The organism is Kitasatospora sp. NPDC059827, from assembly GCF_042731675.1.
Classification (GTDB): domain Bacteria; phylum Actinomycetota; class Actinomycetes; order Streptomycetales; family Streptomycetaceae; genus Kitasatospora.
This window is the reverse complement of record NZ_JBHWIV010000002.1, coordinates 188748-207884: the sequence shown is the minus strand read 5'-3', so window position 1 is coordinate 207884 and position 19137 is coordinate 188748. Positions and strand designations below refer to the sequence as shown.

8 protein-coding genes are annotated in these 19137 nt (G+C 75.4%); 4 read left to right on the top strand and 4 right to left on the bottom strand.

Annotated features, from left to right (window positions below; translation table 11 throughout):
- Nucleotides 1–13: 13 nt before the first annotated feature.
- The 4 genes from ACFV8H_RS02100 to ACFV8H_RS02085 form a co-directional block, all read right to left on the bottom strand.
- Nucleotides 14–1564, bottom strand: coding sequence for a GMC family oxidoreductase (locus ACFV8H_RS02100; RefSeq protein WP_380396125.1), 1551 nt, complete (start codon nt 1562–1564; stop codon nt 14–16).
- 86 nt (nt 1565–1650) lie between these two features.
- On the bottom strand, nt 1651–2877 hold the full coding sequence (locus ACFV8H_RS02095; RefSeq protein ID WP_380396124.1) for a beta-ketoacyl-[acyl-carrier-protein] synthase family protein: 1227 nt from the start codon (nt 2875–2877) through the stop codon (nt 1651–1653).
- The gene (locus ACFV8H_RS02090) at nt 2874–3113 is read right to left on the bottom strand and encodes a phosphopantetheine-binding protein (protein ID WP_375890416.1); all 240 of its coding nucleotides are present in this window, start codon (nt 3111–3113) and stop codon (nt 2874–2876) included. The genes ACFV8H_RS02095 and ACFV8H_RS02090 overlap by 4 nt, the downstream gene beginning before the upstream one ends.
- Nucleotides 3114–3180: 67 nt before the next feature.
- Nucleotides 3181–3948 (bottom strand): BTAD domain-containing putative transcriptional regulator, encoded by a 768-nt coding sequence (locus tag ACFV8H_RS02085; protein ID WP_375890417.1) that lies wholly within the window; start codon nt 3946–3948, stop codon nt 3181–3183.
- A gap of 236 nt (nt 3949–4184) precedes the next feature.
- On the opposite strand from ACFV8H_RS02085, the gene ACFV8H_RS02080 reads away from it, so the two are divergent.
- From ACFV8H_RS02080 to ACFV8H_RS02065, 4 genes are read left to right on the top strand one after another with little or no spacing between them, the layout of a single operon-like run.
- Nucleotides 4185–5132 carry a DUF5829 family protein gene (locus ACFV8H_RS02080; protein WP_380396123.1) on the top strand — a complete coding sequence of 316 codons (948 nt, stop codon included), beginning with the start codon at nt 4185–4187 and terminating at the stop codon, nt 5130–5132.
- A complete protein-coding gene (locus tag ACFV8H_RS02075) occupies nt 5129–10288 on the top strand; it encodes an amino acid adenylation domain-containing protein (RefSeq protein ID WP_380396122.1) in 5160 nt (1719 codons plus the stop codon). Before ACFV8H_RS02080 ends, ACFV8H_RS02075 begins: the two co-directional genes overlap by 4 nt.
- Nucleotides 10285–14787, top strand: coding sequence for a MupA/Atu3671 family FMN-dependent luciferase-like monooxygenase (locus ACFV8H_RS02070; RefSeq protein WP_380396121.1), 4503 nt, complete (start codon nt 10285–10287; stop codon nt 14785–14787). The genes ACFV8H_RS02075 and ACFV8H_RS02070 overlap by 4 nt, the downstream gene beginning before the upstream one ends.
- Complete coding sequence (locus ACFV8H_RS02065; protein WP_380396120.1) at nt 14784–19136, top strand: type I polyketide synthase; 4353 nt, start codon at nt 14784–14786, stop codon at nt 19134–19136. The genes ACFV8H_RS02070 and ACFV8H_RS02065 overlap by 4 nt, the downstream gene beginning before the upstream one ends.
- Nucleotide 19137 lies beyond the last annotated feature (1 nt).

The following is a 19137-nucleotide window of genomic DNA, read 5'->3' as shown; positions in this document are numbered from 1 at the left end:
CCGCCCCGCTCCCTCACCCCCCGATGAAGGCCGCCGCCCGCTCCCCCACCAGCAGGGCGGGCGCGTGGGTGTTGCCGGTGGTCACCGCCGGGAAGACCGAGGCGTCGGCGACCCGCAGCCCCTCGGTGCCGTACACCCGCAGCCGCGGGTCGACCACCGCACCGGCGTCGGTGCCCATCCGGCAGGTGCCCACCGGGTGGTGGTAGGTCGCCACCGTGCTCCGGAGCCGGTCGAACGCCGCCGGCCCGCGCTCCGGGTCGCTCGCGTCCGGCCCCGGGTACACCTCCCGAGCGCCCCACTCCGCCCGCAGCGAGGGCGCCGCCCCCAGCTCCCGGCAGAGCTCGACCGCCGCCGCCAGTGCCGCCCGGTCCGCGGCGGTGCGCAGCGTCGCGGGGTCGACCAGCAGGTGGTCCTCCGGATCCGGGCCGGTGAGCCGGATGGTGCCCCGGCTGGTCGGCCGGACGATGCCCGCCTGGAGGGTGAATCCGGTCGGCGGCCCGGTCACTCCCGGCGGGTACATCGGCACCGGAAAGTGCAGCGGTTGCAGATCGGGCACCGGCAGGCCGGGGCGGCTGCGCCAGAACAGGTGGGTCTGAGCCGGGGACAGCCCGGCCGAACTGCGGCCCGGGTCGCGCTCGGTGGCGAAGACCACGGGGGCCAGGACGTGGTCGTGCAGCCCCTGCCCAACGCCCGGCAACCCGACCACCGGGGCGAGGCCGACCGAGCGGAGGTGCTCGGGCTCGCCGATGCCCGAGAGCATCAGCAGCCGCGGCGACTCCAGCGCGCCGGCGCTCACCACCGTCTCGGCGGCACGCGCGGTGTGCAGCCGGCCACCCTGCGCCCACTCCGCTCCGATGCACCGGGTACCGTCCAGCAGCAGCCTGCGGACCCGGGCCCCGGTCCTCACCGTGAGCTCGGCCCGGCCCAGCACCGGGGCGAGGTAGGCGTCGGCGGCGCTCTGCCGCCGGCCGTCCAGGATGGTCAACTGGGTGCGTGAAATGCCTTCCGGGAAGCCCGTGTTGTAGTCCTCCTGGTAGGGGATGCCGATCTCCGCCGCCGCCTCGATCAGCCCCGCGTGGACCGGGTCGACCCGGTAGTCGGAGAGCACCCGCAACGGGCCGCCCGCACCGTGGTGCTCGCCCGCCCCCCGGTCGAAGTCCTCGATGCTCCGGTAGACCGGCAGGACGTCCCGCCAGGACCAGCCGTCGTTCCCCAGGTAGGCCCAGTGGTCGTAGTCCGCGGCCGCGCCGCGCGCGTAGATCATCGCGTTGAGCGCGCTGGAACCGCCCAGGACCTTCCCGCGCGGCCAGAACAGCCGGCGGCCCGCCGCGTGCGGCTGCTCGACCGTCGTGTACGCCCAGTCCTCGGGGCTCATCCAGAGCTCGCCGAAGCGCCTGGGGTCGGCTATCGCCGGGTTGTCGGCCGGGCCGCCCGCCTCCAGCAGGAGGACCCTCGCACCCCGGTCCACCGCCCGGCGGGCCACCACGCAGCCCGCCGATCCGGCGCCGACCACGATGACGTCGTAGTCGCCGGTGGGCGAGCCGGAACCGTCTGAGTTCGTCACGTGTGCCGCTCCTCCGCGGGTCGTGGTCGGTGGGGTGCCGTGCGGTGGGGTGCCGTGCGGTGGGGTGCCGGGGTCCGCCCGGCGGGTCACGCGGCGGTGAAGGCGAGCACCGCGTTCTGGCCGCCGAAGCCGAAGGAGTTGCTCACCGCGACCTCGATGTCACGGTGGCGCGCGGCACCGGTCACCACGTCCACCTCGACCTCCGGGTCCAAGGTCGACAGGTTCGCGGTCGGCGGGACCAGCGACCGCTCGACGGCCAGGACGGTCAGGCCCGCCTCGATGGCCCCGGCGGCGCCGAGGGCGTGTCCCAGCACGCCCTTGGTCGAGGTCACCGCCGCTCCGGCGCCCAGGGCCTTGCGCAGTGCCCGCGCCTCGACGGCGTCGTTGAGCGGGGTCGAGGTGCCATGGGCGTTGACGTGGTCGACATCCTGCGGGTCCGCACCGGCCTGGGCCAGTGCCGACCGCAGGGCCGCGGTCATGCCCGTGCCCTCGGGGTCGGGCGCGGTCATGTGGTGCGCGTCGGCGGAGGCGCCGTACCCGGCCACCAGGGCCCGGACCCGGGCGCCGCGGGCCCGGGCATCCTCCGGGCGCTCCAGGACCAGCATGCCGCTGCCCTCGGCGATGACGAAGCCGTCCCGGCCGGCGTCGAACGGCCGGGAGGCGGCCGACGGGTCGTCGAGCCGGCCGGCGGACAGCGCCCCCATCTGCGCGAACCCGCTCACCATCAGCGGGACCACGCCGGACTCCGTCCCACCGGCGAGCACCACGTCGCAGACGTCGTTCCGCAACAGGTCCAGGGCGGTGCCGATGGCCGTCGCACCGGAGGCGCAGGCGGTCGCGGTGACGAGGTTGGGCCCGCGGGCCCCGAACTCCATGGCCACGTGGCCGGCCACCATGTTGGGGATCAGCATCGGGATGAGCAGCGCCGAGACCGACCGCGGGCCCGCCTCCAGCAGCGACCGGTGCTGCTTCTCCCAGGTCGCGACGCCGCCGAGCCCGCAGCCGACGACCACGCCGACCCTGGCGCCGTCCCAGCCCGTCGGGTCCAGTCCGGCGTCGGCGACGGCCTCGCGGGCCGCCACGATGGCCAGTTGGGTGAAGCGGTCGTGCACCAGGGCGCTGCGCCGCCCGACCAGGCTCCGGGCCTCGAAGCCGGGGACGGTGCAGGAGATGTCCACCGGGATCCCGGCCAGCGCCGGGTCCTTGCGGGCCGTGGACACTCCGGCGCACACGCCCCGCCAGGTCGGCTCCACGCCGATTCCCGCAGCGGTCACCAGGCCGAGGCCGGTGACCGCGACGGCCGCCCTGCTCACGAGGACGCCGCCGCTTCCGCCTGCTCGGCGATGATCCGGGCGGCGGTGCCGATGGTGTCACGGGGGGTGGCCGGGACGTCGCCCATCTTGACGCCGAGCTCGGCCTCCACCACCACGAGGAGCTCCACCAGGAAGAGCGAGTCCATCTCGAGGTCCTCGAAGGTGACGTCCGGGGTGATCGCGGCGCGTTCCACCTGGAAGTGGTCGACCAGGATGTCGGCGAGCTTCTCGTACACGGTGACTCCAGGGTGTGAAGTGGTGAAGTGACGGTGCGGTGCGACGTGGCAGGGCGTACCGGGCCGGTCAGGTCAGGGTGAGCACCGGCCGCTGGGCGAGGATCTCCATGTGCCGCTCGCGCAGCGGTGCGCCCGGCGCCAACCCCAGTTCCCGGTCCAGGCGTTCGCGGATCCGGTGGTAGGCGTGCAGTGCCTCGCCCTGCCGTCCCGACTGGTAGAGGGCGATCATCAGCAGCTCGCAGAAGCGTTCGTGCAGCGGGTGTTCCGTCTCCAGACGGCGCAGTTCGGCCGTGGCCTGTCCGGCGTCCCCGACCGCGAGGCGGGCGAGGGCGAGGTTCTCCCACACCATCAGCCGGCGCTCCTCGTACAGCGCGGCCGCGGCCCGGCAGCGCAGTCCGTCGCCGGCGTCCAGCAGGGCCGGGCCGCGCCACAGCCGCAGCGCCGACTCCAACAGGCGCACCGAGCGTCGCGGGTCGGCCGGGAGCGCCGCGGAGCCCTGGGCCGCCAGCCCCAGGAACCGGTTGGCGTCCACGCAACTGCCGGGCACGTCGAGGATGTAGCCGCCCTGCACGGCGCGCAGCACCGTCGCTCCGGACGGCCGCCGCTGCGGCCCGTCGAGGATCTTTCGCAGCCGGGTCGCGTGGGCCTGGAGGGCGTTGTGGACGTTGCCGAGGGGCTGGCCCGACCACAGCTCGTCGGCGAGTTCCACGGCCGACACCGAGCGGCCGGGGTCCAGCGCCAGGGTGGCCAGCAGGGCGCGCACCTTGTTGGCCCCGATCGGCTGCTCGCGCCGGTCCGGGTACACGGAGACGGTGCCGAGAATCTCAATGCGCACGGCTCTCCTAGGTAGTTCGGCGGGTATTCGATGGTTGTCGCCGCGCGAAAGGAATGTCAAGCGGTCAATTCCCTTCCGGGGAACTGCCAGGACCCGCTACAGGGTCGGGGACAGGGGCGACCCAGGGGGGTCCCGGGGATTCCCCCAATGACGTTCCGGCGGACCGTCCTGCCAGGATTTCCGCACCGGGCCGCCCCCGGCTCCCCACCCTGGCCGACGCCGATCGGAGTGACTGAGTGACGACCGGATCCGCACTCGACGGCGGGCGCCCCGTGCCCCGCCTCGACCACGTCATGGTTCTGCTCGACGAGCCGGCCTACCGCTCCGCGGCCGACAGCGGCTTCCTCGCGCAGCGCTTCGGCAGGACCAAGCGCAAGGACGCCGACAGTTCCCTCGCGGGGCAGTACTCCACCCTCGGGGTGGCCGGCCGCAACACCCTCGTCGAGTGCTTCGGCACCGGCCTGCCGAGCACCTCCCCGATCACCGCCGGCCTGGTCTTCTCCTTCGAGGAGCCCGGCTCCTCCCCTGCCGCGCGCGGCCTGCTCGACGCCTCCGGGACCGTGGTGCACCACTACGACCTGGTACGACGCGCGGTCGAGGGCAACGACGAACGGCAGCCCTGGTACCACCTGATCAGCGTCGGGCTGGGCGAGGCGAGCCCGGTACTGCTCTTCCTCAACGAGGTGACGCCCGAGTACTTCGACGCGATCGGCGCCCGCACCGCACCGGACGGCGCGATGCCCCGGAGCGCCTACCTGGACGCGACGCTGGGCACCCCGCAGGACGGCCCCCGGCTGCTCCGGGACGTCGTCGGCGTCACCCTCGCGTTGCGGCCCGCCCGGGCCGCCGCGATGGCCGCGGCGCTCACCGCCTTCGGCTACACCAGCACCCCGGTCGACGTCGGCCTCTCCGTCGAGGGCCACGGCCTGCGGCTGCTGCTGACCTACACGGAAAGCGCCGCGGAACGCGTTCTGGAAATCGAGATGGACCTCGCCGACCCCCCTGCCGGAGGAATTCCGGACCGGGCCGCATTCGATTTCGGGGAAACCTCCCGCCTGGTCGTCGAACGGGGCACCGCGCGCTGGTATTTCGACGAGCCGAGGGATTCGAAGGCGGACGCCCCGCTGGGGGACGTCCCGTCCCTCCCGTCCCTCCCCGACTCGGCGGGGACGGCCGGGGCATGAACTTCCGCGACGTGTTCGACGAGGTCGCCGCCGCCCGACCGGACGCGGTCGCCGTGGAGTACCGCGGGCTGCGGACGACCTACCGGGAACTCGACACCCGTTCCGCCGCGCTCGCCACCGCCCTGGCCGCGCGCGGCGTCGCCCCCGGCACCCTGGTCGGCCTGGCCGCGAGCGCCTCCCCCGACTTCCCGGTGGCACTGCTGGCCGTCCTGCGGGCCGGGTGCGCCTGGCTCCCGCTCGACCCCGGCTACCCGGCCGAGCGCCTGTCGTACATGATCGAGGACTCCGGGATCTCGCTGGTGATCGCGGACCCGGCCACGGCCGGGCGCCTGCCGGCCCGCGGCATCGAGTTCCTGGACCCGACCGGCTCCCCCGCCACAGCCCCCGCCACGCCCCCCGCCGCAACTCCCGCTGGCGGCAACCCCGGTGTGCAGCCGCGGCCCGCGATCCGCCCGGAGGACCTGGCGTACGTCATCTACACCTCGGGTTCCACCGGCCGCCCCAAGGGTGTCGAACTCACCCACCGGGGCCTGGTGCACCTCGCCCGGGCACAGGCCCGCACCTTCGGGGTGGCGCCGGGCGACCGGATCCTGCAGTTCGCCCCCACCAGCTTCGACGCGTCCGTGTTCGAGGTGGTCATGGCGCTGTCGGCCGGGGCCACGCTGGTGCTCGCCGACCGCGCGGACATCCCGCCCGGCCCGGAACTCGCCGACGCACTACGCGACCTGCGGATCACCCTGGTCACCCTGCCGCCGTCGGTGCTCGCCACCCTGCCGGTCGTCCCGCTGCCCGACCTCGCCGTGCTGGTCTGCGCGGGCGAGGCCCTGCCCGAGCAGTCGGCGGCACGCTGGCTGCCGGGCCGGCGCGTCTTCAACGCGTACGGGCCGACCGAGACCACGGTGTGGGCGACCGTCGCCGAACTCGCCCCGGGCGGCGGCAAGCCGCGCATCGGCCGACCGGTCCCCGGCGCGCACACCCTGGTCCTCGACGAGCGGCTTCGGCCCGTCCCTCCCGGCACGCCCGGGGAACTGGCCATCGGCGGGGCCGGCGTGGCCCGGGGCTACCGGGGCCGGCCCGGTCTGACCGCCGAGCGCTTCGTCCCCGACCCGGCCGGCTCCGGCGGGCGGGTCTACCGCACCGGCGACCTCGTGGTCCAACACCCGGACGGCGAGCTGGAGTTCATCGGCCGGACCGACCATCAGGCAAAGATCCGAGGCTTTCGGGTCGAGCCGGCCGAGATCGCCCACCACCTGGCCGAGCACCCGGAGGTGGCCGACGCGGTCGTCACCGTGCGGGAGACCTCCGCCGGTCCCGAACTCGTCGGCTACGCGGCGGGCCCGGGACTCAACCGCACGGGACCGGACGCCGACCGGCTGCGCGGCTACCTCGCCGGCCGCCTGCCCGCGCACCTGGTCCCCGCCGCCGTGGTCGTCCTGGAGCGCATGCCGCTGACCCCCAGCGGCAAGATCGACCGTCGCCGGCTGCCGGCTCCCGACCGCCCCGCGACCGCGGCGGGTGACGATCCGTCGACCGGGCCCGCCACCCCCACCGAGCGGGACCTCGCCCGCATCCTCGGCGAACTCCTGGGCGGGGGCCCCGTCGCCCAGGAGGCCGACTTCTTCGCGCTCGGCGGCCACTCGCTCCTGGCCGGCCGGTTCGCCGCCAGGGTCCGCGAGGAACTGGGCCGCGAACTCTCCCTCCAGGCCGTCTACGAGACCCCGACGGTCCGCGCCATGGCGCGCCTCCTCGACGGCGGCCCGGACCCCGCCGACCGGCCCGGCTCACGGCGGCCGGCCCCGGCCGTGCCCGCCATCCGCCCGACCGGGACGGCGGACGGCGAGGCCGTGCCGCTCTCCTTCCCGCAGGAACGCGTCTGGTACCTCGAACAGTTGGCGCCCGGCAACCTCGCCTACAACGCCCAGGCCACCATCCGCCTGCACGGCCCGCTCGACCCGCGGCTGCTGCGCGCCGCCCTCACCGGGATCGTCCGGCGCAACGACGTCTTCCGGATGGCGTTCCGCGAGGTCGGCGGTGTCCCGATGCAGTTCCGGCAGCCGCCGGTACCGGTCCGGCTGCCGCTGGTCGATCTGTCCGCCGTCCCGGCGGACGAACGGGACCGGCGGACCGAGCGGATCGTCCGGGAGACGACGGGGCACCCCTTCGATCTCGGCGCGCCTCCGCTGGCGCGCTGGGTGCTGGTCCGCCACGCGGCCGACGACCACACCCTGGTGCACGTCGAGCACCATCTGGTCCACGACGGCTGGTCCTTCGCCGTCTTCCTGCGCGAACTGCGCGACGGCTACCAGGTGTTGGCCGAGGGCCGCACCCCCGTCGACCGCCCCGATCCGCTCAGTTACGCGGACTTCGCGCGCTGGCAGCGCTCCTGGCTGACCGGCGACGCCCTCGCCGCCCAGCTCGACCACTGGGCCGTCGAACTGGACGGCGCCCCGCCCGCGTTGGAGCTGCCGACCGACCGGCCCCGGCCCGCCGTGCAGAGCTTCGCCGGCGCCGCCCTGCGGGTGGACCTGCCGGCGGGCCTGAGCCGCCGGCTGCGCGCTTTCAGCCGGGCCGGCGCCGTGACCCTGTACACCACCATGCTCAGCGGGTTCGCCGCCCTGCTGTCCCGGCACAGCGGCCAGCGGGACCTGGTCGTCGGCACCGGTGCGGCCAACCGCCGGCTGGCCGAGGTCGAGGAGCTGATCGGCATGGTGGTCAACACCCTGCCACTGCGCTTCGACCTCACCGCGGCCGCCACCTTCGCGGAGCTGGTGCGCCAGGTGCACGCGACGACGGCCCGCGCCCACGAGTGGCAGGACGTCCCGCTCGACCGGCTGGTGGAGGCCCTGCAACTGCCCCGCGACCCCACCCGCAACCCGCTGTTCCAGGTGATGTTCAGCTTCCACGACTCCCACATCCCCGACCTCGCGTTCGCCGGACTGACCGGCACCGTGCGGGAGTTGCACAACGGATCGGCGAAGACCGACATCAACGTGGTCGTGCTGCCGCGCGCCGAACAGCGGGCCGGACGCGCAGTGCCGGGCACGGAGGAGCACGGGGGCGGCGACGACACCATCACCCTCATCTGGGAGTACGCCACCGACCTGTTCGACGCCGCGACCATGCGCTCCCTCGTCGACCGCTACCTCACCCTGCTGGGGCACGCCCTCGACGCCCCGGACCGGCCGCTGGACCGGCTCGACCTGCTCACCCCCCGGGAGCGGCAGCGGGAACTGGCGGCGGCCACCGGCCCCCGCACCCCGTTCCCCGCCGACCGGACCCTGCCCGAACTGTTCGCGGAGTGCGCCGCCCGCCACCCCGACGCGCCGGCCCTGGTGCACGGCCCACGGACGCTCCGGTACGCGGAACTGGACGAGCGGGCCAATCGGCTGGCCCACCTGCTGCGGGCCCGCGGGGTCGACCGCGACGTCCCGGTCGGCGTCCTGCTCGATCGGGGCGAGGAGATGGTGACCGCGCTGCTGGCCGTGCTCAAGGCCGGCGGCGCCTACGTGCCACTGGACCCGGGCTACCCGGCCGACCGGCTGGAGGCCATGCTGCGGGACACCGGGGCGCCCCTGGTCGTCACCCGCGCCGCCCTGCGGCCCCTGATCGCGGGCCGGGCGCCGGTCGACTTCCTGGCCCTGGACGAGGCCGACCTAGCCGCCGCCCCCGCGACCGCGCCCGAGCCCCGGGCCACCCCCGGCTCGCTCGCGTACGTGCTCTTCACCTCGGGCTCCACCGGCCGCCCCAAGGGCGTGCTGGTCGAGCACCGGTCCGTGCTCCGGCTGGTCCGCGGCGCGGACTACGCCGAGTTCGGCCCCGGCGTGCGGATGGCCCAGGTCGCCGACGTCTCCTTCGACGCGCTCACCTACGAGCTGTGGGGCGCGCTGCTGAACGGCGGCTGCGTGTGCATCGTCGACCGGGACGAACTCCTCGCCCCCGGCGGGCTGGAGGAGGCACTGCGCCGCCACCGGATCACGGACATGTTCCTCACCTCCGCACTGTTCACCGAGGTGATGAGCCACCGGCCCGGCACCTTCGGTGGCCTCTCGCACCTGATCGTCGGCGGCGACGCCCTCCACCCCGGACGGGTCCGCGCCCTGCTCGCCCAGAGCCCGGCCCGCCGCCCGGCCCGGCTGAGCAACGGTTACGGCCCCACCGAGACCACCACCTTCGCCGTCTGCCACCCCGTCGAGGAGCTGCCCGACGACGCGGGCTCGGTACCCATCGGGCGCCCCATCGCCAACACCACGGCCTACGTGCTCGACGAGCGGCTGGCCCCCGTCCCACCGGGCGTCCCGGGCGAGCTGTACATCGGCGGCCCGGGGGTGGCGCGGGGTTACGCCTCCCGGCCGGCCGACACCGCGCAGCGGTTCCTGCCCGACCCCTTCGCCGCCGACGGATCGCGCATGTACCGCACCGGGGACACCGTCCGCCGCCGCTCCGACGGCGCGCTCGACTTCCTCGGCCGCGCCGACCACCAGGTCAAGATCCGCGGCTACCGGGTCGAACCCGGCGAACTGGAGACCGTGCTCACCGGTCACCCGGCGGTGGGCCAGGCGGCGGTCGTCGTCGACGACGACCCGCGCGGGCGCCGGCTGGTCGCGTACGTCGCCCCGCCGCCCGGCGGTGCCCTGCCGTCCGCCGCCGAGCTGCGCTCCTTCCTCGTCGGCACCCTGCCCCCCTTCCTGCTGCCCGCCGCCTACGGACTGCTGCCGGCCCTACCGCTCACCCCGAGCGGCAAGATCGACCGGGCGGCGCTGCCCGCCGTCGACGACGCGGTCCCGCCGGCCGGAGGACGGCCCGCCCCGCGCGACCGGACCGAACGCGCCGTCACCGAACGGATGGCGGACCTGCTCGGCGTCACCGGCCTGGGGGTCACCGACGACTTCTTCGCGCTCGGCGGCAACTCCCTGCTGGCCATGCGGCTGGTGGCCGGGCTCGGCGAGGACTTCGGCGTGCGGATCCGGCTCAGCCGCTTCCTCGCCGACCCCACGGCGGCCCGGCTGGCGGCGGAGGTGCGCAGCGCGCCCCGGCACCACGTGACGGACGGCGGCCCCACCGACGAGGAGCGGCTGCTCGCCCGGCTCGACGAACTCACCGACGACGAGGTCGCCGGACTCCTGGACGACATGGCGGACAACGAGGTCGAACGATGACGCAGCACCCGACACCCGAGGACCGGCAGGGCGGTTCCGCCGCCGAACGGCGGGCCCGCCTGGCGGACCGGCTCCGGCAACGGATCACCGAGCGCCACCACCCGCTCTCCTACCCGCAGCAACGGCTGTGGTTCCTGGACCAGTTGGACCCGGAGAGCGCGGTCTACGTCGTCCCGCTCACCTACCGGATCTCCGGTCCGCTGGACCTGCCCGCCCTGGAGGCGGCCCTGACCGCCCTGGTGGAGCGGCACGAGGTGCTGCGCTCGGTCTTCCGCTCCGTGGACGGCCTGCCCCGGCAGTTCGTCCGGCCCGCCGGGCCCGTACCGGTCGAGCTGGTCGACCTCTCGACCGCCGGTGACCCTTCGGCCGAGGCCGACCGGTACTGCGACGCCCAGGCCAGGACGGCCTTCGACGTGGCGACCGACCTGCTGATCCGACCCGTGCTGCTCAGGCTCGCCCCCGAGGAGCACCGGCTCTGCCTGACCCTGCACCACATCGCCTGCGACGGCTGGAGCCTCGGCGTCCTGGCCGAGGACCTCGGCGCGCTGTACTCCGGCCGGCTGCACCCCGGGCGGGACGCCCCGCGGCCCGAACCGCTCGACGTCCAGTACCGCCACTTCGCCGCGCACCAGGCGGAGCTGCTCGGCGGCCCGGCCCTGGCCGGGCTGCTCGACCACTGGCGGGGTCGGCTGGCCGACGCGCCGGCCCTGGTCACCCTCCCCGCCGACCGCCCCCGGCCGCCCGTCCAGGGCCACACCGGCGGGCACGTCGACCTGACCCTGCCGGCCGAGCTCGTGACCCGGGCCGAGGAGCTCGCGCGCTCCGGCCGGACCACCCTGTTCGCGGTGCTGCTGGCCGCGTTCGCCGCCGTCGTGCACGCCCACACCGGCACGGAGGACGTCGTCGTCGGCTCCCCGGTGGCCGGCCGTCCGGAGGCCGCCTGGCAGCGGCTGATCGGCCTCTTCGCCAACACCGTGGTCCAGCGGATCGACGTCTCCGGGAACCCGGTCTTCCGGGAGCTGGTCGCCCGGGCCGGGGCGGAGAGCCGAGCCGCCGTCGCGCACCAGGAACTGCCCTTCGAACGCCTGGTGGAGGAGCTGCGGCCGCAGCGCGACCCCGCGTACAACCCGCTGTTCCAGCTGATGTTCAGCTACCACGAGGAGGCCGGGCCGGGGCTCGTCCTGCCCGGCTGCACGGTCCGGATGGAGCCCGGGGACACCGCCACCGCCAAGTTCGACCTCACCATGGCCGTCACCCGCTCCGGCGACCGGCTGCGGGCACGGCTGGAGTACGCCGACGAGCTCTTCGACGCCTCGACGATCGAAGCCTTCGCCACCCACTTCCGGGTATTCCTCGCCGCCGCGCTCGCCGACCCGGACCGCCCGGTCGGGGCGCTCCCGGTCCTGGAGCCGGACGAGGAGCGGCGCATCCTGACCGCCTGGAACCCGGCCCCCGCACCCGGCCCCGATCCCCTCCCGGTCCACGAGCTGATCCGCCGCCGGACCCGGCGCACCCCGGACGCCCCGGCCGTACTCGCCGCGACGGGCGACGACGAGCCCCTCAGCTACCGACGGCTCGACGAACTCTCCGACGACCTGGCGGACCGGTTGCGGGCCGCGGGCGTCACCGCCGACACCCCCGTGGGCATCTACCTGGACCGCTCGCCGCTCCTGGTCGTCGCCCTGCTCGCCGTACTCAAGGCCGGCGGCGCCTACCTGCCCCTCGACCCGGTCTACCCGGCCCGGCGGCTGGCCTTCATGCTGGCCGACTCCGCCGCGCCGGTCGTGCTCACCCGGCGCGGGCTGGCCCGCCGACTGCCGCCCACGGCCGCGGTACCGGTCCTGGTGGACGCGCCGGCTCCGGCGGGGCGGGCGGGTGCGCCGACGGCCGGAACCGCTGCCACGACCGGCGCCGCCACCACGGCCGACACCGCCGCCACGACCGACGACCGGCTCGCCTACGTCATCTACACCTCCGGCTCGACCGGCCGCCCGAAGGGCGTCATGGTCAGCCACGCCAACCTGTCCTGGTTCCTCTCCGCCATGGACCGCGTGCTGGGCGACGCCGCCCCCGGGTCGACCTGGCTCGCGGTCACCTCCGTGTCCTTCGACATCTCCGTCCTCGAACTCCTCTGGCCGCTCACCCGGGGGCACCGGATCGTGGTGCGCGGCGACCAGCCCACCGCCGTCACCGCCGCGGCCTCCGGAGCCGCGGTGACGGCGGCCGACCAGGCCCGGGCCGTCGACTTCAGCCTGTTCTACTTCGGCGGCAGCCCCGCCTCCGCCGGCCCCGGGGAGGCCTACCGGCTGCTGCTGGAGGGCGCGCGGTTCGCCGACCGCCACGGCTTCGCCGCGGTGTGGACCCCGGAGCGCCACTTCCACGACTTCGGCGGGCTCTACCCCAACCCCTCGGTCACCGCAGCGGCCGTCGCCGCCGTCACCGAGCGGGTGGCCGTCCGCGCCGGGTCCGTCGTCCTGCCGCTGCACGACACCCTGCGGGTGGCCGAGGAGTGGGCGGTCGTGGACCAGCTCTCCGGCGGCCGGGTCGGCATCTCGGTGGCCTCCGGGTGGCAGCCCGACGACTTCGTCCTGGCCCCCGACCGCTACGCCGACCGCCGGGAGGCGATGCTGGCCGGCCTGGCCGAACTGCGGTCGCTGTGGCGCGGCGGCTCGGTCACCCGCCGCAACGGCGTCGGCAAGGACAGCGAGGTGCGGATCTTCCCGCCGCCCCTCCAGGGCGACCTCCCGGTCTGGATCACCAGCGCCCGCAGCCCCGAGACCTTCCGGACGGCCGGCGAAGCCGGTGCCGGACTGCTCACCCACCTGCTCGGCCACACCTCCGAGCAGCTCGCCGAGAAGATCCGGCTCTACCGCGAGGCCTGGCGGGCGGGCGGCCACCCAGGCCACGGCCACGTGACCCTGATGCTGCACACCTTCGTCGGCACGGACACCGACGCCGTGCGCGAACAGGTGCGGGCACCGCTCTGCGCGTACATCAGGACCTCCCTCGACCTGCTCTCCGGGCTCGGCGGGGCGCTCGGCCGGGACACCGACCCCCGGCTGCTGCCCGAGGCGGAACTGGACGCGCTGGTGGAGCGTGCCTTCGAGCGCTTCTTCGAGACCTCGGGGCTGCTGGGCACCCCGGAGCACTGCGCCGACCTGGTCGACCGGCTCAAAGGCGTGGGGGTGGACGAGATCGCCTGCCTCGTCGACTTCGGCGTCGACCCGGACCGGGTGCTCACCTCGCTCGAACTGCTCGCCGACGTCAGGGAGTTGTCCGAGGACCGGCGGCACCGGGCCCGGGCCGACGAGCCGATCGCCGAACAGCTGCGCCGACACGGCGTCACCCACCTCCAGTGCACCCCCTCGCTCGCCGGGGTCCTGGCCGGGGATCCGGCGGCCCACGACGCGCTCGCCGGGCTGCACCGGCTGCTGGTCGGCGGTGAGACGCTGCCCGCCCCGCTCGCCCGCGACCTCGACGCCCTGGTGCCGGGCGGCGTGCACAACATGTACGGCCCCACCGAGGCCACCGTGTGGGCGAGTTCGGGGGCGGTCGGCGCCACCGGCCCGGTCACCGTCGGCACCGCCCTGCCCGGCGCCACCGCGCACGTGGTGGACGCCCACCTGCGGCCCGCGCCGCTCGGCACCCCCGGCGAACTGCTCCTCGGCGGGCCGGGGGTCGCCCGCGGCTACCTGGGCCGACCCGGGCTGACCGCCGAGCGCTTCGTCCCGGACCTCTTCACGGCGGACGGCGGACGGCTGTACCGGACCGGGGACGCGGCCCGGCGAAGGCCCGACGGGCAACTGGAGTTCATCGGCCGGCTGGACCACCAGGTGAAGGTGCACGGACACCGCATCGAGCCGGGCGAGATCGAGAACGTCCTGCGCGAGCACCCCGGGGTCCGGGCGGCGGTCGTGACGGTGCTGGGCGAGGGGCCGCACGCGCGGCTCGTCGCGCACTGCGTCGTGGAAGCCGGCGCCGGGCGCGCCCCGGACGCCGCCGGACTGAGCGCCCACGCGGCCGCCGCGCTACCCGCCCACATGGTCCCGGCCGACGTCGTCCTGCTCGACGCCCTGCCGCTGACGCCCAACGGCAAGGTCGACCGGGCCGCCCTGCCCCTTCCCCGGCCCGTCGGCGCCGTCGCCGACGAACCCCCGGGTACCGACCTGGAGCGCCGCACCGCCGAGGTCCTCGCCGAGGTCCTGCGGGTGGACCGACTCGGGGCGACCGACAACTTCTTCGACCACGGCGGCAACTCCCTGCTCGCCGTACAGGCCAGGACCCGCCTGCAGCCCGTGCTCGGCGAGCGGCTCACGCTGGTCGACATCTTCCGCTACCCGACGGTCCGGGCCCTGGCCTCGGCCTTCGCGGACGCGGACGGCGGGGCGGCGGCCGGGGCACGACCCCGGGTGCGGGAGGAGGCCCGGGAACGGGCCGAACGACAGGCACAGGCGCGCAACCGCCGGGCGCGGCTGCGCCAGGAACGGAGCAACCCATGACGGACGGGGGGCGGCCCGGCGTGGCCGAGAACATCGAGGACATCGAGAACATCGAGGACGACGGTGCCGAGGACGGGGACGTCGAGGCGGTCGCCGTCATCGGGTTCGGCTGTCGGGTCCCCGGGGCCCGCGACGTGGACACGTTCTGGCACAACATGCGGGAGGGCGTCGAGAGCATCACCCGGTTCGACCGGGAAGAACTCCTGGCGGCGGGCAATGACCCCGAGGCGGTCGACGACCCCGACCAGGTGCCCGCGTCCGGGTACCTGCCCGATGCGGACCGGTTCGACGCCGCCTTCTTCGGCCTCGGCCCGGCGGAGGCCGAGGCGATGGACCCCCAGCACCGACTGTTCTGCGAGACGGCCTGGGAGGCGTTCGAGAACAGCGGCCACGACCCGGCGGGCATCGACGGGTCGATCGGCGTCTTCGCCGGCTCCTTCATGAACAAGTACCTCACCGCGAACCTGGCCACCAACGCCCGGTTCCAGCGCTCCCCGATGGCCGCAGCCGCCCGGATCTACAACGACAAGGACTTCCTGGCCACCCGGGCGGCGCACCTGCTCGACCTCGACGGCCCCGCCTTCACCGTCCAGAGCGCCTGCTCGACCTCCCTGGTCGCCACGCACGTGGCCTGCCAGTCGCTGCTCGGCCACGAGTGCGACGTCGCCCTCGCCGGCGGGGTGACCGTGAACGTGCCGTTGAAGGCCGGCTACCCGGTCGCGGAGAGCGGCCTGTTCAGCGCCGACGGCCACTGCAGGCCCTTCGACGCCGGTGCCGGGGGAACGGTCCCCGGGAACGGGGCCGTGGTCCTGGTCCTGCGCCGGCTCTCCGACGCGCTCGCCGCGGGCGACCACGTCTACGCGGTGATCAAGGGCTCCGCGGTCAACAACGACGGCTCGCTCAAGGCCGGGTTCACCGCTCCCAGCGTGGACGGCCAGGCCCGGGTCGTCGCCACCGCCCTCGCCCTGGCGGGCATCGCCCCGGAGACGGTCGGGTACCTGGAGGCCCACGGCACCGCCACCAGGGTCGGCGACCCCATCGAAGTCACCGCCCTCGCCCAGGCGTTCGGCCACCCGGACGACCCCGGGCAGGACGGGCAGGACGGGCCCGACGGCACGGACCGGTACTGCGCGCTCGGCTCGGTCAAAGCCAACATCGGCCATCTGGACGCGGCCGCGGGCGCCGCCGGACTGATGCGCGCGGCGCTGGCCGTGCACCACGGGGTCGTCCCGCCCACGGTGGGCTTCCGCACACCCAATCCCGAACTCCGCCTGGAGCACACGCCGTTCCGCGTCCCCACCGCGGCCGAGCCGTGGACCCCCGCCGGACCGCGTCGAGCCGGGGTCAGCGCCTTCGGGGTCGGCGGTACCAACGCCCACGTCATCCTGGAACAGGCCCCACGGCTCCCCCGGCCCACCACCCCCGCGCGGCCCTGGCAACTGCTGCCGCTGTCCGGGGACACCGGGCCCGCCGTCGCCTCGGCGGCGTCCCGCCTGGCCGACCACCTCGACCGGGCCGCACCCGAACTCCCGCTGCACGACGTGGCGTTCACCCTCCAGGCCGGACGCCGGGCATTCCGCACCCGCGGGTTCGCGGTCTGCCGGGACCGGACGGACGCGGTGGACGCCCTGCGCGGCGCCCGGCCCGGCCGGCTGGTCACCCGCCCCGCACCCGAGGGCGTGCACGAGGCCGTCTTCATGTTTCCCGGCGGCGGCATGCAGCACCCCGACATGGGGCTCGACGTCTACCGCAGCGAGAAGGTCTTCCGCGAGGAGGTGGACCGGTGCGCGGAACTGCTCGGCGGCCGGCTCGGCTTCGACCTCAGACGGCTGTTGTTCCCGTCCGCCTTCCCGCCCCTGGAGGGGCGCCGACTCGTCGGCGGGGCGGCCACCATGGGCCGCGGGCAGGGTGCGGGCGTGGTCTGCGCCCTCTTCACCGTGGAGTACGCGCTGGCCTGTCAACTCCTGGCCTGGGGCGTCCGACCGGCCGCGATGATCGGTCACAGCCTGGGCGAGTACGTCGCCGCGGCACTGTCCGGAGTCCTCTCGCTGCCCGAGGCGCTGGACGTCACACTCGCGCGCGGCGAGCTGTTCGCCGCCATGCCGCCGGGGAGGATGCTCGTCGTCGCGCTGCCGGAGGAACGGGTGGTACCGCTGCTCGGCGACCGGCTGTCGGTCGCGGCGGTGAACGCCCCCGGACTGACGGTGGTGGCGGGCCCGGACGAGGAGGTCGCGGCGCTGCTGACCCGGCTGCGGGCGCGGGACGTCGACTGCCGCAAGGTGAGCGTGCCGGTGGCCAGCCACTCCTGGATGGTCGAGCCGTACCTGCCGGCCTTCGCCGACCGGGTGGCGGCCCTCAACCCGTCGGCGCCCGCCGTCCCCTTCGTCTCCGGCGTGACCGGGGACTGGATCACCGACGCCGAGGCCAAGGACCCCGGCCACTGGGTGCGCCACCTGCGGCAGCCCGTCCGCTTCGCCGACGGGCTGCGGACCGTCCTCGCCCGGCCCGGCCGGGTCCTGCTCGAGATCGGCCCCGGCCGGGCGCTGACCCAACTGGCCGCCGCCCAGCAGCTGGCGCCCGCCCCGGTCGCCGTACCCACCATGGGTCTGCCCCGCGACCCGCTGCCCGACCTCGCCCACCTGGTCACCGCCGTGGGGCGGCTCTGGCAGTCCGGCGTCCCGGTGGACTGGCGGGCCTTCCACGGCGAGGCGACCCCGCGCCGGGTCCCGCTGCCGGGCCGGCCGTTCGCCGGTCCCCGGTACTGGGTGGAGCGCGGCTCGGCGGTGCCGCAGGAGCCGGCCGGGCCGACCGGCCGCTCCGAGCCGGTCAAGCCGGCCGACCCGGAGCGGCCGGAGGCCGACGCCCCGCGCACCGAGCGCGAGCGGCAGGTCGCGGAGATCTGGTGCGACCTGCTCGGGATCGAGCGGATCGGCTGCGACGCCGACGTCTTCGACCTCGGAGCACACTCCCTGATGGTCACCCAGGCCACCCGGCAGCTGCGCCGACTGGGCGCCACCGCGCTCAGCGCCCGCGACGTCCTGGGCGCCCCGACCGTCGCCGAGCTGGCGGCCCTGGTCGACCGGATCGTCGCGGGCGAACCCGCCGCCGCGGCGCCCGGCGGGCCGGACCTGGCGGCCGAGGTCACCCTGGACCCGGCGATCACCGCCGCCGGACTCCCGGCGCCGGCCCCGTCGGCCGCTCCCCGGGCGGTCCTGCTCACCGGCGCCACCGGGTTCGTCGGGGCCTTCCTCTGCGCCGAACTGCTGCGCCGGACCGAGGCGGACGTGCACTGCCTGGTGCGGGCCGCCACCCCGGCCGAGGGCCTGGAGCGGGTCCGCGCCGCGCTGGACTCCTACGGCCTCGACGGCGGCGACAGCCCCCGGCTGCGCGTCGTCCGCGGCGACCTGGCCCAGCCGCTGCTCGGACTGACCGAGGACGCGTTCGACCGGCTCGCCGACACGGTCGACGCCGTCCACCACTGCGGCGCCTGGGTCAACTTCGTCCGCCCCTACCGCGCCCTCAAGGCGGCCAATGTGCTCGGCACCCAGGAGGTGCTGCGGCTGGCCACCCGACGGCGGCTCAAGCCCGTCCACCACGTCTCCACCCTCGCCGTGCTCGCCGGGGCCGTCCTGGGCGGCGCCGACCGCATCCGCGAGGACGACCCGCTGCCCCCGCCGGTCGGCCACGACACCGCCTACAGCCAGAGCAAGTGGGTGGCCGAGGGCCTCATCGGCCTGGCCCGGGCCAGGGGCGTGCCGGTCTCCGTCTACCGGGCGGGCGGCGTCCTGCCCTCCGCCCGCAGCGGGGCCGCCAACAGCGAGGACTACATCACCAAGGTGGTCCAGGGCTGCGTCCAGCTCGGCCTCGCCCCGCAGCGCCGGTACGACCTGTCGGTGGGCACCGTGGACCACCTGGCGCGGCTCGTCGTCGGCCTGTCCCTGGAACCGGCGGCCCTCGACCGCACGTACCACACCATCGACCCCCGGCCGCTCGCCTGGGACGACATCTTCGCGTACGTCCGGGCCCACGGCTTCCCCGTCCGCAGCGTTCCGTTCGCCGAGTGGCGCGGCGCGCTCGTCACCCGGGTGGAGCACGAGGGCGAGGACAACGCCCTGGCACCGCTGATGGCCATGATCGGCGAGGTCCCCGACCGCCGGATGCCGGTCATGGACTGCGCCAACGTCCGGGCGCACGCCGCCGCCGAACTGGCCACGGCCCCGGCGCTGGAGGGCGACTACTTCGCCCGGATGCTCGACGCCTTCGTGCGCCGCGGCCTGCTCCCCCCGCCGCAGGACGCCCCCGGCGCCCCGGCCGCCACCCCCATCGACCCCAGCAGCGAGGACCACTGAC